This is a genomic window from Prevotella sp. kh1p2, from assembly GCF_900111525.1.
Taxonomy (GTDB): Bacteria; Bacteroidota; Bacteroidia; order Bacteroidales; family Bacteroidaceae; genus Prevotella.
On sequence record NZ_FOHY01000001.1, the window covers coordinates 25,990 to 39,301 of the forward strand.

The following is a 13,312-nucleotide window of genomic DNA, read 5'->3' on the forward strand; positions in this document are numbered from 1 at the left end:
CACCACCATTCATTAACACCCATCACCTAACACCTAACACCCGTAAATCCAACACCCAACACCTAACACCCAAAAAGAATGATAACCCTCAACCATCAGCTGCTTCAACTGCCCCTGTTCCTGGGAATGAACCGTGACGACCTCTCGTGGGTGGTTGCCCACACCAAATTCGGCTTCATGAAGTACGCCGAAGGCAAGCCGATTATCAACGAGGGAGAGGTCTGCACGCGCCTGTTTTTCCTCGTGAAAGGCACCGTGAGCATAACAACAACGGCCGACGACCACGAATACAGCTTTACCGAAGATACCGCCGCGCCCGACCTGCTGCAGCCGGAGTGCCTCTTCGGGCTCAACCAACGCCACACTCACAGCTACACCGCGAAGACCAACTGCAACTTCATTGTACTGGGCAAGGACGAAATCACGCAACTCTCTGACCAGTTCCTCATCTTCCGCCTCAACCTGCTCAACCTCATTTCCACCCGCCTGCAGAAGCTCGACCACCGCCCCTGGCGCCACCAGCAGGACGACTTGCGGAGCCGGCTCATCCGCTTCTTCCAGGACCACTGCCTGCGGCCGGCCGGCTGCAAGGACGTGAGCATCCGCATGACAACCCTCGCCCACGAGCTTAACGACAGCCGGCTCGACGTTTCGCGCGCCCTGCACGGTCTCCAGGACGAAGGCCTGCTCACGCTCAGGCGCAGCGGCATCCACATTCCCGCACTCGAGAAACTCATCCTCGCCTAACCTCCGGCCCGCCCGTTGCAGCCCGGCTGGCGTCTTGCCGTTGCCGCTTTTCGGTCTCAAAGGATAGCTTCAGGAACTTTCGACAAGTGTCGCACATGAATTCGACACTTGTCGCACGATTGTGCGACACCTGTCAAAAGTTCCCCCAACGCCCCTTCCGGCACCCATCACCCCGCACCCGGCACCCGTCACCCACACCACGACGCACGCCGCATATAATATTCGTTAAAAACAAGGATTGCTGTTTAGCGGTTCATAATCTTTTTACTACCTTTGTAAGGTAAAGTATCACAATTAGTATGAGTGAAAACCAGATAGAGACAAGCCAACGAACAAATCCCTTTTTTACCGACTATCATACGCCGCATGACACGGTGCCCTTTGACCGTATAGGCACTGCTGACTACGAGGAAGCATTCATGGAGGGCATCCGCCGTGACGACGAAGCCATTGACAAGCTCGTGAACGACCCCGAGACGCCCACCTTCGAGAATACGCTCACACGCGTTGACCTAAGCCACGGCGAGCATTATTACGACCTGCTGGACCGCGTGAGCAACGTGTTCTCGTGCATGCTGAGCGCCGAAACCAACGACGAGCTCGACGCGCTGGCCCAGAAGATGAGCCCCATACTGACCCGCCACGCCAACGACGTGAGCCTGAACAGCAAGCTCTTTGAACGCATCAAGTACGTGCACGACCATCCCAACCGCCCACTCAACGCCGAGGAGCAGATGCTGCTCGACACCAGCTACGACGGATTTGTACGCAGCGGAGCCCTGCTGGACGACGAGGGAAAGGCCAAACTGCGCCAACTCACCGAGGAGGCAGGCGTGCTCACGCTGCAGTTCTCGCAAAATCTGCTGAAGGAAAACAAGGCCTACGAGCTGCACATTACCGACGAGCAGCAGCTGGACGGACTACCTGAAACGGCTCGCGCAGCGGCAGCCCAGGCGGCCAAAGAGCGGGGGAAGGACGGCTGGGTGTTCACACTCGACTTCCCGAGCTTCAGCCCTTTCATGACATATTCTACCCAACGCGAGCTGCGCAAGCAGATGTACATGGCCCGCAACACCGTTTGCACGCACGCCAACGAGTACAACAACCTCGACATCTGCAAGCGGCTGGTTAACCTGCGCAGGGAGATGGCGCAGCTGCTGGGCTACAACACCTATGCCGACTACGTGCTCCAGCACCGCATGGCCAGCAACACGGCCAACGTGTACAAGCTGCTCAACGACCTCATTGACGCCTACCGGCCCGCCGCCATCAAGGAGGTAGAGGCCATCGAAGCCATCGCCGCACGCGATGTCCAGCCCTCATCACCCAACACCCAATACCCATCACCCACCACCCAACACCCATCACCCATCACCCAACAGCATCTATCACCCAACACCCAACACCCATCACCCGCCACCCCGCTACGTCCCTGGGACTTCGGCTACTACAGCCACAAGCTCCAGATGGAACGTTACAACCTCGATGCAGAGATGCTCAGGCCCTATTTCAAGCTGGAGAACGTCATCAAAGGCGTGTTCGGACTGGCCACGAAGCTGTACGGCATCACCTTCAGGGAGAACAACGAGATACCCGTTTACCATCCTGACGTAAAGGCCTATGAGGTCTTTGACCAGGACGGAAGCTATCTGGCAGTGCTCTATGCGGACTTTTATCCGCGCAAAGGCAAGCAAGGCGGCGCCTGGATGACGGAGTTCCAGGGCCAGTGGATTGACTACAAAGGCCGTAACATACGCCCCCACGTGAGCCTGGTGATGAACCTCACCAAGCCCACCGCCGACAAGCCGGCCCTGCTCACGTTAGGAGAAGTGGAGACGTTCCTGCACGAATTCGGCCATTCTCTGCACGGCATGCTGGCCAACACACGGTTCCAGAGCCTGAGTGGAACCAACGTCTGGTGGGATTTCGTTGAGCTCCCGTCGCAGTTCATGGAGAACTATGCCGTGGAGAAAGACTTCCTCCGCACCTTCGCCTTTCACTATCAGACGGGCGAACCCATCCCCGACGAGCTGATAGACCGCATTGTCAGGAGCCGCAACTTCAACGCTGCCTACGCCTGCATGCGGCAAGTGAGCTTCGGATTGCTCGACATGGCCTACTATACTAAGGCCGATGAGTTCACGGAGGACATTATTCCATTCGAGAAAAAAGCCTGGGAGAAGGCCATCATCATGCCCCAGCTGCCCGATACCTGCATGACAGTACAGTTCTCGCACATCATGGCCGGAGGCTACGCTGCCGGCTACTACAGCTACAAGTGGGCCGAAGTGCTCGACGCCGATGCCTTCAGCGTGTTCAAGAAGAACGGCATCTTCGACCGCAAAACAGCCCGGAGCTTCCGCGACAACATTCTCTCACGGGGCGGAACAGAGCACCCCATGACGCTCTACAAACGCTTCCGCGGTCAGGAACCCACCATAGACGCGCTGCTGGAACGCAACGGCATCAAAACAAAACACTAACATGGACAAGCAGACATTACTCGACTACCGTTACCTCCGCATGGCTCAGATATGGGCGGAGAACAGCTATTGCAAGCGAAGACAGGTCGGCGCGCTCGTTGTAAAGGACAAGATGATAATCAGCGACGGCTATAACGGCACGCCGAGTGGCTTCGAGAACGTGTGCGAAGACGACAACAACGTAACCAAGCCCTACGTTCTGCATGCCGAGGCCAATGCCATCACCAAGCTGGCCCGCAGCAGTAACAACTCCGACGGGTCAACTCTCTACGTCACGGCATCGCCCTGCATCGAGTGTGCCAAGCTCATCATACAGGCCGGCATCAAGCGAGTAGTGTACGGAGAGAAGTACCGCCTGGAGGACGGAATAGACCTGCTGCGGCGTGCCGGCATCGAAGTAGTGTACAAGGAGCTGCCGGGCAACGAATGAGCTGCAGCCCACACACGCAACAAACAAATACGAATTACGCAACAAGAAATATGAATTACAACAAGTCCAACCGCTACATGCCGCTGCTGATGGCGCTCTGCGTCGTCCTGGGCATTGTGATAGGGTCTTTCTATGCCAATCATTTTTCGGGCAACCGGCTGAACATCATCAACAGCGGAAGCAACCGACTGAACAACCTCCTGCACATTATCGACGACCAGTACGTTGACAACGTGAACATCGACTCGCTGGTAGACAAGGCCATTCCGCAAATTCTGGCCGGCCTGGACCCCCACTCCGTCTACATCAGTGCTAAGGATGTGCAGCTCGCCAACGACGGACTGAAGGGCTCGTTCTCCGGGGTCGGCATCGAATTTACTATCCGGCAGGACACCATCCACGTGCAAAACGTCATCAAGAACGGCCCGGCCGAGCGCGCGGGGATTATAGCAGGAGACAAGATAGTGAGCGTAGACGACAAGCCGTTTGTGGGCAAGATAGTAACCACGGAGGAAGCTATGCACCGCCTCAAGGGCCCCAAGGACACCAAGGTTAAGATTGGTGTGGTGCGCTACGGCAGCAAGAAAGTGCAGTCGTTTACCGTTACCCGCGCCGACATTCCGCAGAAGAGCATCGCTGCAACCTACATGCTCGACGACACGACGGGCTACATCCGCATCAAGAGTTTTGGCGAAACGACCTATGCCGAACTGCTTATAGCGCTGGCAAAACTGTCGCAGCAAGGCTTCAGTAACCTCGTGATAGACCTGCGCGACAACACGGGCGGCATCTTGCAGAGTGCCGTACAGATGGCCAACGAGTTCCTTCCCAAGAACCGACTCATCGTTTACACCCAGGGACGGAAGAGCCCCCGCCAGGATTACCGGTCCGATGGCCACGGCAGCTACCAAGACATACCGCTCGTGGTGCTCATCAACGAGGGGTCTGCTTCGGCCTCCGAAATCTTCACCGGAGCCATGCAAGACAACGACCGGGCAACCATCATCGGCCGCCGTTCGTTCGGAAAAGGACTCGTGCAGCAGCAGATAGCCTTCCCCGACGGCTCCATGATACGCCTCACCATAGCCCGTTACTACACGCCCTCGGGCCGTTGCATCCAGAAACCCTATACGCTTGGCGACGACGCCGACTACGAGCAAGACCTCATTACACGCTATCAGCACGGCGAATTCTTCTCGCAGGACAGCATCAAACACACCGGACCGGCCTACCATACGAGCATAGGAAGGGTGGTTTACGGCGGCGGCGGCATTACGCCCGATATCTTCGTGGCCGAAGACACCACCGGCATGACTTCCTACTACAAGCAGGCCGCCATGAGCGGACTCATCCTCCAGTTCGCCTACTCGTACACGGACGACAACCGGCTGAAGCTGAACAACTTCAAGGAAATGATGGAGCTGTCGGACTACCTGACCAAACAGAACATGGTAGACAAGTTTGCCACCTACGCCGACAAGCGCGGACTGCAGCGCCGCAACCTGCTGATCATGAAGAGCCACAAGCTGCTCGAGGAGTTCATCAACAGCCGCATCATCTACAACATGCTCGATGAGCAGGCCTGGATGCAGTACCTCAACGTGGACGACCCGGTGATACGAGCCGCCCAGAAGGTGTTCCGCGATAACGCGGCCTTCCCCAAGAAGCCCGCTCCGGCACCAAAGGAGCGCAAGGCATGAACACCGCAAACCTTTCAAAGCAACAGTTACGCGACTACGTACGCCGGCAGAAGCGCCTCCACACACCTGAAGAGCTGCTGCAACTCTCGCACGCGAAGGAGGACAGGCTGCTCGCCCACCCCCGCATACAGCATGCCCAAATCATCCTGCTGTACTACTCCCTGCCCGATGAGGTTTGCACCCACCAGGCCGTCGAACGGCTTACAGCGCAGGGAAAGACCATTCTCCTGCCCCGCGTAGTTGACGGCGAACGGATGGAGATACGCCGCTATACCGGCCCGGCCGACCTCAGCGAGAGCAGCTACCACATCATGGAGCCCACCGGCCCGCTCTTTACCAGCTACCGGGAGATAGAGGTCGTGGTGGTTCCGGGCATGGCCTTCGACCGCCACAACCACCGACTGGGACGCGGGCGGGGCTACTACGACCGCTTTCTGCAACAGGTTCCGCAGGCATGGAAATTGGGCATTTGCTTCGATTTCCAGCTCTTCGACACCATTCCCGCAGGCCCCTACGACGTGCCGATGGACGAAATAATAGGGTAAAGGGCGAGCTTACACCTTATATATAATAGCAACTTAGAGAACCATTTGCTTCTTTTTGCGTCCCAACCTTTACCTTTCTTGCTCTTCACCGGGCTGTAAACCGGCTATGGCTCATCAGTTATCAACCCTTCCTCCGCCTCCCTTTTCCAAGGGGAGGATACCAGTTACCGTTGTTGCTTTTATGCAGCTGTTTATACGAACATATCGGAAGAAGCGCTGCAAAGGTTCCTCCCCTTAGAAAGGGGAGGCGGAGGAGGGGATGATTTACTGTCAACTCGCGTTGCTGAAAGAATGCTTCGGAAGTACAAAAGATATGCTTCACGAACTTTCGACACTTGTCGCACGATTGTGTGACACTTGTCGAATTCATGTGCGACAAGTGTCGAAAGTTCCCGAAAGGCATCTTTAACGACCACGAACAATAACGCAGGCAACCGGAAAGGGCAACGGCAAAAGCCGCTGCCGGGGCTTGCGGCCAAGAAGAAAAGAAGATGAAAAAACTTTAATAGAAACGGATATCGGCAATGACCTGCGCACCCACGTGTTCGTTCAGACGCCTGACGAGCTGCGAACGCATCATACTCAGGTCCTGACGGAGGGCCGGATTCTGTATCTTAACGTACAAAGTTTGGTTGCGGATGAACTTTTCGGCCGTGTAACGGTCGACCGACGGGCCCGCCACCTGCGCCCACGCATCCACCAGCCGCTTCTGCATGAGGGGCGTCTCGAGGCCTTCCTGCCGCAGCAGTTTCTTCAGTATCTCGCTCAGAGGCTGTACATCGCGCTTGAACATGGCTATTCCTTGAATTCACCGTTGTGCACGGTAAAGAGTTTGTAATCCAGCGCCGAGTGGCTCAATATCTTGTCCAGATGGTCGCGGTTGGTGTCGGTAATGAAGATTTGGCCGAACTCCGGGCGCGATACCAGCTTCACTATCTGCTCTACGCGGCCGGCATCGAGCTTGTCGAAGATGTCGTCGAGCAGCAGCAGCGGTGTGGTGTTGCTGGCCGTGCGGCGCAGGAAATCGAACTGCGCGAGCTTGAGCGCCAGCACAAAAGTCTTGTTCTGCCCCTGGCTTCCCTCGCGTTTCATCTGGTAATCGCCTATGAGCATCTCCAGGTCATCACGGTGTACGCCGTGCAGACTGTAGCCTACGGCGCGGTCCTTCAGGCGGTCGCGCCGGATGACATCCAGCAGCGGGCCGCGCTGGCAGTGGGACACGTAACGCAGGGAGACGGTCTCTTTTTGTGCTGAAATATCTTGATAGATTTCCTGAAACACCGGAACCAGCTCGCGTACAAACTCCTCCCGCTTGCGGAAAAGTATCTCCCCCTGCGTTGCCATTTCCTGTTCCCATATCTCCATGAGCGCCATGTCGGGCTCCTGCTCCATGCGTAACAGGGCGTTGCGCTGCTGCAGTGCCTTGTTGTAACGGGTCAGGGCGTCGATATAACTGTGGTCGTACTGCGAAATGACGGTATCCATCAGTCGGCGCCGTTCTTCCGACCCGCCCTCTATGAGCGACGTGTCAGAGGGAGAAATGAAGATGATGGGGATGAGCCCTATGTGCTCCGAGAGCCGCTTGTACTCCTTCTTGTTGCGCCTGAAGTGCTTGCGCAAACCTTTCTTCATGCCGCAGTAGATGTGTTCCTCGTCGCCGTTGTCGTTCAGGTAGCTGCCCTCCAGGACAAAGAAATCACAGTCGTGAGTAATCACCTGCGAGTCTATGGGGTTGAAAGCGCTGCGGCAGAAGGACAAGTAATATATGGCATCAAGGAAGTTGGTCTTCCCTTCGCCGTTGCTGCCGATGAGACAATTCATCTTTGGAGATAAGTCCAGCGTGGCTGCGCGTATATTCCTGTAATTGACGATGGATAGCTTGCGGAGTATCATAGACTGCAAAATTAATCAAAATAGGCGAAAAACGAAAAAAACAGGAAATATATTTCACCATCTCCAAGAAAAAGAGTAATTTTGCAACTTGTGGGAAAACAGGGCTCCGAGCGCCCCTGCAGCCTCACCGGGCACCCGCAGCAGAGGCCGCCGGCAGACCGGGGGCACAACCTTGAAAGAATTAAATAAAAAAGCAAAACATAAAATGGCAAACAACAAAAAACAGGCAAATGCAGAGACTTACGACACATTTGCAAAATCAGAGGCATTCTTCGACAAGAACAAGAAGCTCATCCTTGGCGTGGTAGCAGCACTCATCATCGTCATTGCAGGCTGGTTCTGCTACAAGGCGTTCATTGGTGGGCCGCGCGAGGAGAAGGCACAGACCGCGCTGGGTCGTGGCGCCGAATACTTCAATGCCGAGCAGTTTGACAAGGCACTCAATGGCGACGGGGCCGGATATGCAGGCTTTGCGAAGATTGCCGACGAGTATGGAAGCACCGATGCCGGCAACTTGGCCAATCTGTATGCAGGCCTCTGCCAGTTCAAACTCGGCAAGTACAAGGAGGCAGCCGACTATCTTGAGAGCTATGATGCAGGCAGCGATGCCATGATTAGCCCGGCAGCACAGGCTGCACTCGGCAACACCTACGCCCACCTTAACCAGCTGGACAAGGCTGTGAGTGCCCTGAAGAAGGCTGCCGACATGGCCGATTCCAAGGCCGTTGACAAGGCTAACAACAGCCTCTCACCCACTTTCCTGCTGCAGGCAGGTGAGATTTTGGAGAGCCAAGGCAACAAGGCCGAGGCTCTGAAACTCTATCAGGACATCAAGAAGAAATATGTGAACTCTGCACTCGTACAGGGCCAGGAGATTGACAAATACATCGAACGCGCTTCAAGATAATGGCAACTGCTTTACATCACCTCTCCGACTACGACTTTGACAAGGTTCCCGATGCCAGCAACATGTGTTTCGGCATCGTGGTGGCCGAATGGAACAAGGAAATTACGGGCGCATTGCTTGACGGAGCCGTGAGAACACTGCAGAAACACGGCTGCCTGCCCGAGAACATTCACGTGAAGACGGTGCCCGGGAGCTTTGAACTGGTGTACGGAGCACAGCAGATGACGAAGAACGACGGGTTCGATGCAGTCATCATCCTGGGCTGTGTCATCAAGGGAGAGACGCCTCACTTCGACTATATCTGCCAGGGCGTGACCTACGGCATTGCCCGTCTCAACGCCTCGCAGAACATTCCGGTAATCTACGGACTGCTGACCACGAACGACTTTCAGCAGGCTCAAGACCGCAGCGGAGGCAAACTGGGCAACAAAGGTGACGAATGCGCAGTGGATGCTATCAAGATGGCAAAATTCTGAAAGTGGTTGAAAGACTTCGCAGCAATAGACTTTGAAACGGCAAACGGCTCGCGGACGAGCGTTTGCAGCGTTGGTGTGGTGATAGTAGAGAATGGTGAGATAACCGATTCATACTATCACCTCATTCGTCCTATACCCAACTTCTACACCATGTGGACCACGGCCGTGCACGGACTCGTGTATGCCGACACGGCCGATGCACCCACTTTTCCGGAGGTGTGGGCAGAGATAGCTCCCAAAATCAGGTATCTGCCGCTCGTTGCCCACAACAAGGCGTTCGACGAAAACTGTCTGAAGGCTGTGTTCAGTGCCTACGGCATGGAATATCCTGATTATCCTTTCTATTGTACCCTGATAGGTGCACGGCGCACGTTCGCCCGCGGCACGCTGCCCAACTACCAGCTGCAAACCGTGGCAAAGGCATGCGGCTACGACCTGACGCAGCACCACAACGCCCTGGCCGATGCCGAGGCATGTGCTGCCATTGCACTGAAAATACTGTAACCATCCCTTCAGGAGAATGCTCATGGACAACGGCATGATAGCAAACATAGAAGATCTGGAACGGCTGATAGCCCACAGAGGCTTCCTGCCCTTCTTCTTCAGCGGCATTCCCTACTTCTCCTTAGATTACTACACGCCGCAAGAGCTGTGGTTTCCGGACGAAGGCATGGGCGTGTGGGACTGGAAGGGGCCGTCTATCATCGAAGGAGGATTCGCCTACGGCAAGTTCTTTGACGGCAAAGCAGGATGGATTAGCATGGACTGGTTCCCTGACTTCGTGAACTACAGGCGGAGTATCAGCAAGCTGTCGGAACAGGAGAAGGTTATTCTTAGCACGATAGAAGAGCACCAGTCGCTGCTGTCAAAAGAGCTGAAGAAGCTCTGCGGCTACGTAAAACCTCGCCGGCAGGTGGAGCGAAACCCACTGCTCAAGCTGTCGCAAATGGCAGAGAAAGAACTGAAGGCAGCCCATCCAAAGCGCACGAAAGGCAAGGAAGGCTTCGACACCGCCATTACAAAACTGCAGATGGCCACCTACGTGGTGACTGCCGACTTTGAATACAACTACGACAAGCAAGGCCGGAGGTACGGATGGGGCGTGGCCAGGTACTGTACTCCGGAGGATTTCTTCGGTCGGGAGAACTTCTCGCAACTGAAGCGCACGCCAGCCGAGTCGCACGAACGCATCTTCCGCCACCTGCGCAAGCTGCTTCCGCAAGCCTCGGAACAACAAATACTAAAGATAATAGGATAAGATATGAAACTCATTCACCTCATGCAGGCTTATAATTTCGAGGAGATTATGCCTGTTGTTAACGACATGTTTCCCGGTACGAGCAAGTATCGCGAACCCCTGAAGAAAGCCTACGACATCCTTGTAAAGATGAAGCCGGTTGACTCAAAGAAAGCTATACGCTACAAAGTGATGCACGACGAGGCCGGCAACCAGAACTACATGGGCGCAGAGGACTCATGCTTCACCTCCACGTGGGAGGTGAGCTTGGGCAAGGAAGTGAGCCGGGAGAAAGGCGTGGACTTGTCGGACGTAGAGCTGGCAGCCAACTGTCTGGTCAATCTTTGCTTCCTTGGCAAGTATCCCAAGGAGTTTGAAGAGGCCCGGAAGCAGCTGATGAGATAGGCCGAAAACAACAACCAACAGCCCCGGAAACAAAAAGGACTATGCAGAAAGGTGATGTTTCACCGCTTTTCTGCATAGTCCTTTTGCTATAATATATATAAGGTAACGCGCCTGGAGCTACATTCCTTCAGCCTCGGCGGCATCAATCTCGGAGCCTCCTTCGGCCGCACTGCCGCCCGTATCCAGCTGAGTATCCTTGCTGATACTCACCTCGCCGAAGCGTGAGAGCTTCAAGACAAGCGGAATAAAGTCGTCGCTGCTCTTGTCGGGAGACCCTACGCTGGCTGCAAAAAACAGCATGTCGCCCTCCGTACGGTCATAGACAATGCCCGTCAGCGCACCGTTCTTCTTGTAGTTCTCGCCTATGTAAGCGGCAAAATCACCCTTCGTAAACGTGCGGTTGAAGAATTCCGAGCCGTCCTTTCGGGTGATGCGGAGCGTTATCTTGTTGTCGTAATACTTCTGGTTGCCGTCGAGTACGGTCGGCAACGATGTGTCCGCAGCGAACCGGATGCCCACGGTATAGGTGCTGCCCAGCCACTCTATCTTGTGCGACTGCGAATAGTCGCCCATCTTCTTGGTACCAACGGGCTTTACGATGACGGGCTTCTTGGCGATGATATCCGTTGATTCAACTTTCTTCTTGCACCCGGCAAGGCTGCAAAGCATCATCAACGCGGCGAGCGCAGAGCATGAAATCTTCATTGTTTGCTTCATTAACGGGGGCAAAGGTAGTAAAAATAGTTGGTATAAACATAAAAAGCACCTCCAAAAAATGGAGGTGCCTGCTATCCCGAGCATATCTCATACCCTTATGGAGACATCACACAAGGTGATGAATGTTCGGTTTCCATAGGCCAACCGGCCTTTAATCATTGCCCGGCAGACGCTGTGGACGGTGATGGAAGCCCTGCCTACGCTGCTTTCGGTCTTGCTGCAGCTTGGCATAAACATCGTCGCCGAGGATGTCCTTCAGTTCCTTTTCATAGGCTGCACGGTTCTTCTGCACTTCCTCACGACTGAGTTTGAAGTCTTTCCTCTCCCCACGGAAGCGGCCCATCGGCAGCTTGTCGGCATACTCCTCATTCAACTTGCGCAGCTTGGCAGCCTGCTTGTCGGTCAGGTTATACCGCTTCACCATGCGGTCGGTGCGGTCTTGTTTCACCTGGGTAGTGTCGCAACACTTGCCGCACTGTTCCTTACATTGTTTTTCCTGTGCAAAAGCAGATGTGCTCATTGCCAAAACGGCCACCATGGCCAGTAACATTTTCTTCATATTCTCTGTTCTTTTAAGTTTCCTATAGAGGCCGACTCCTGGTCATGCCCCGTACATTTTATTTTGTTGTAACTGATTGTTTGACGCGCCGCAGGATATAAAGTTTAATCTTCCTGCACTTTTTAATCCGAATAAAATACTCTTTGACATATTTTTGCTATATTTGTCCTGTCCGCAGATAAACCTGCTATTTAAAGACAAGCTCAATGAAGAAATACGGCCACAACAGCCTCAACGGCTTCTTCACTGGCCTGTTTCCGGCATGAAAACGCAAATATCAGAAATACAAAAAGATGAAACTTTGGCAGAAGATTACAGGGATTGTCATCCTGGCCGGCATTGCCTGGACCGGCTTCTGGGTGTGGATAAACGCCCTGGTCGACATGAAGTACATGGTGGAACCATTTGCCCAATCAGATAAACAATGGGGAATGGTAGAGAATTACTATACCCTCGTTACCCACATTTCCATCGCTTTGGTCATCAGCCTGCTGTTTTCCGTCTTCCTCTTTATCTGTCTCTGGCGGAAAGGAAATGAATTACAGGAAACTAAGAGCGCGAATATGAAGAAAGAAAAATCACTAACCTATTGGCACATTAACGTCAACGGAGAACACCTCTATATAGAAGTAGAGGAGCCCGCCCACGAATGCAGCAAGATTGTGTGGGCAAAGCAAGACGGCAGCATGGAGTTCTGCGGCTACCCAGACAAGTCTTGGGAAGAGATGACAGAAGCGGAGCAAGAGGATGCCGAAACACTCGTTTCTCCCGAATTTGACGCTTTGATTGCCCAGATAGAGGACTACCGACATGAGTGCCGGTTAACCTACAGCCTGCAACCGGAGGAAGGCATCAGCAAGGAAGAGTTCTTCCGCCTTTGGAACCAGAACGACTTATGCTACTCCACAACCTGAAACAACAATCCCGAAAGCACCCTACAGATGAAACGATACCAAAAGATTACAGGCGTAGTTGCCTTATTGGCACTGGCTGCATACGACTACTATGCCGTGACAAGTGCCCGAATAGGCATACAAACTTATAAAGGAGCGTTTATCACCATAGCCGATGTAAAGGGCTATACCATATCACAGATTGACCGGATAGGGCTTCTTGTTCTTGCTCATTTTGTCCTCTTAGTCATCCTCTTCATCTGCCTTTGGCACAAAGGAAAGAAGTCATAGACTGCCGATAGCCCAAGCCATTCGGCCGG

At 54.2% G+C, this 13,312-nt stretch carries 16 protein-coding genes; 12 read left to right on the forward strand and 4 right to left on the reverse strand.

Annotated elements, in window-relative coordinates; all coding sequences use genetic code 11:
- Window positions 1-78: 78 nt before the first annotated feature.
- From BMW31_RS00185 to BMW31_RS00205, 5 genes are all read left to right on the forward strand, one after another.
- Window positions 79-747, forward strand: coding sequence for a Crp/Fnr family transcriptional regulator (locus BMW31_RS00185; protein ID WP_091819585.1), 669 nt, complete (start codon window positions 79-81; stop codon window positions 745-747).
- A gap of 299 nt (window positions 748-1,046) precedes the next feature.
- Window positions 1,047-3,230: a M3 family metallopeptidase gene (locus BMW31_RS00190; protein WP_091819590.1), complete on the forward strand. Its 2,184-nt coding sequence runs from the start codon at window positions 1,047-1,049 to the stop codon at window positions 3,228-3,230.
- Window position 3,231: 1 nt separating this feature from the next.
- The gene (locus tag BMW31_RS00195) at window positions 3,232-3,660 is read left to right on the forward strand and encodes a deoxycytidylate deaminase (RefSeq protein WP_091819594.1); all 429 of its coding nucleotides are present in this window, start codon (window positions 3,232-3,234) and stop codon (window positions 3,658-3,660) included.
- A 50-nt stretch (window positions 3,661-3,710) separates the two neighbouring features.
- On the forward strand, window positions 3,711-5,360 hold the full coding sequence (locus tag BMW31_RS00200; protein ID WP_091819596.1) for a S41 family peptidase: 1,650 nt from the start codon (window positions 3,711-3,713) through the stop codon (window positions 5,358-5,360).
- Window positions 5,357-5,905: a 5-formyltetrahydrofolate cyclo-ligase gene (locus tag BMW31_RS00205; RefSeq protein ID WP_091819599.1), complete on the forward strand. Its 549-nt coding sequence runs from the start codon at window positions 5,357-5,359 to the stop codon at window positions 5,903-5,905. Before BMW31_RS00200 ends, BMW31_RS00205 begins: the two co-directional genes overlap by 4 nt.
- Window positions 5,906-6,407: 502 nt before the next feature.
- Here BMW31_RS00205 and BMW31_RS00210 read toward each other — a convergent pair.
- Both BMW31_RS00210 and recF read right to left on the reverse strand, forming a co-directional pair.
- Window positions 6,408-6,698, reverse strand: a complete 291-nt coding sequence (locus BMW31_RS00210) for a DciA family protein (protein ID WP_091819604.1) — start codon at window positions 6,696-6,698, stop codon at window positions 6,408-6,410.
- Between the two features lie 2 nt (window positions 6,699-6,700).
- Window positions 6,701-7,798, reverse strand: coding sequence for a DNA replication/repair protein RecF (recF, locus tag BMW31_RS00215; protein ID WP_091819607.1), 1,098 nt, complete (start codon window positions 7,796-7,798; stop codon window positions 6,701-6,703).
- A gap of 205 nt (window positions 7,799-8,003) precedes the next feature.
- Here recF and BMW31_RS00220 point away from each other — a divergent pair, with 205 nt between their 5' ends.
- Genes BMW31_RS00220 through BMW31_RS00240 form a run of 5 tightly spaced genes read left to right on the forward strand, consistent with a single transcriptional unit; the run spans window position 8,004 to window position 10,823 of the window.
- Complete coding sequence (locus tag BMW31_RS00220; protein WP_091819609.1) at window positions 8,004-8,705, forward strand: tetratricopeptide repeat protein; 702 nt, start codon at window positions 8,004-8,006, stop codon at window positions 8,703-8,705.
- A complete protein-coding gene (gene ribH / locus BMW31_RS00225) occupies window positions 8,705-9,181 on the forward strand; it encodes a 6,7-dimethyl-8-ribityllumazine synthase (RefSeq protein WP_091819614.1) in 477 nt (158 codons plus the stop codon). Before BMW31_RS00220 ends, ribH begins: the two co-directional genes overlap by 1 nt.
- A 6-nt stretch (window positions 9,182-9,187) precedes the next feature.
- Window positions 9,188-9,685: a 3'-5' exonuclease gene (locus BMW31_RS00230; RefSeq protein WP_091819619.1), complete on the forward strand. Its 498-nt coding sequence runs from the start codon at window positions 9,188-9,190 to the stop codon at window positions 9,683-9,685.
- A 34-nt stretch (window positions 9,686-9,719) separates the two neighbouring features.
- A complete protein-coding gene (locus BMW31_RS00235) occupies window positions 9,720-10,439 on the forward strand; it encodes an AlkZ-related protein (protein WP_091820192.1) in 720 nt (239 codons plus the stop codon).
- Window positions 10,440-10,442: 3 nt separating this feature from the next.
- Complete coding sequence (locus BMW31_RS00240) at window positions 10,443-10,823, forward strand: hypothetical protein (protein WP_091819622.1); 381 nt, start codon at window positions 10,443-10,445, stop codon at window positions 10,821-10,823.
- A 117-nt stretch (window positions 10,824-10,940) separates the two neighbouring features.
- On the opposite strand, the gene BMW31_RS00245 is transcribed toward BMW31_RS00240, so the two are convergent.
- Together BMW31_RS00245 and BMW31_RS00250 are read right to left on the reverse strand one after the other, a co-directional pair.
- Window positions 10,941-11,528, reverse strand: coding sequence for a DUF4738 domain-containing protein (locus BMW31_RS00245; RefSeq protein WP_255404761.1), 588 nt, complete (start codon window positions 11,526-11,528; stop codon window positions 10,941-10,943).
- A gap of 163 nt (window positions 11,529-11,691) precedes the next feature.
- The gene (locus BMW31_RS00250; protein ID WP_091819629.1) at window positions 11,692-12,099 is read right to left on the reverse strand and encodes a hypothetical protein; all 408 of its coding nucleotides are present in this window, start codon (window positions 12,097-12,099) and stop codon (window positions 11,692-11,694) included.
- Between the two features lie 293 nt (window positions 12,100-12,392).
- Here BMW31_RS00250 and BMW31_RS00255 point away from each other — a divergent pair, with 293 nt between their 5' ends.
- Together BMW31_RS00255 and BMW31_RS13225 are read left to right on the forward strand one after the other, a co-directional pair.
- Window positions 12,393-13,013, forward strand: a complete 621-nt coding sequence (locus BMW31_RS00255) for a hypothetical protein (protein WP_091819631.1) — start codon at window positions 12,393-12,395, stop codon at window positions 13,011-13,013.
- 27 nt (window positions 13,014-13,040) lie between these two features.
- Complete coding sequence (locus BMW31_RS13225) at window positions 13,041-13,283, forward strand: hypothetical protein (RefSeq protein WP_143049118.1); 243 nt, start codon at window positions 13,041-13,043, stop codon at window positions 13,281-13,283.
- Window positions 13,284-13,312 lie beyond the last annotated feature (29 nt).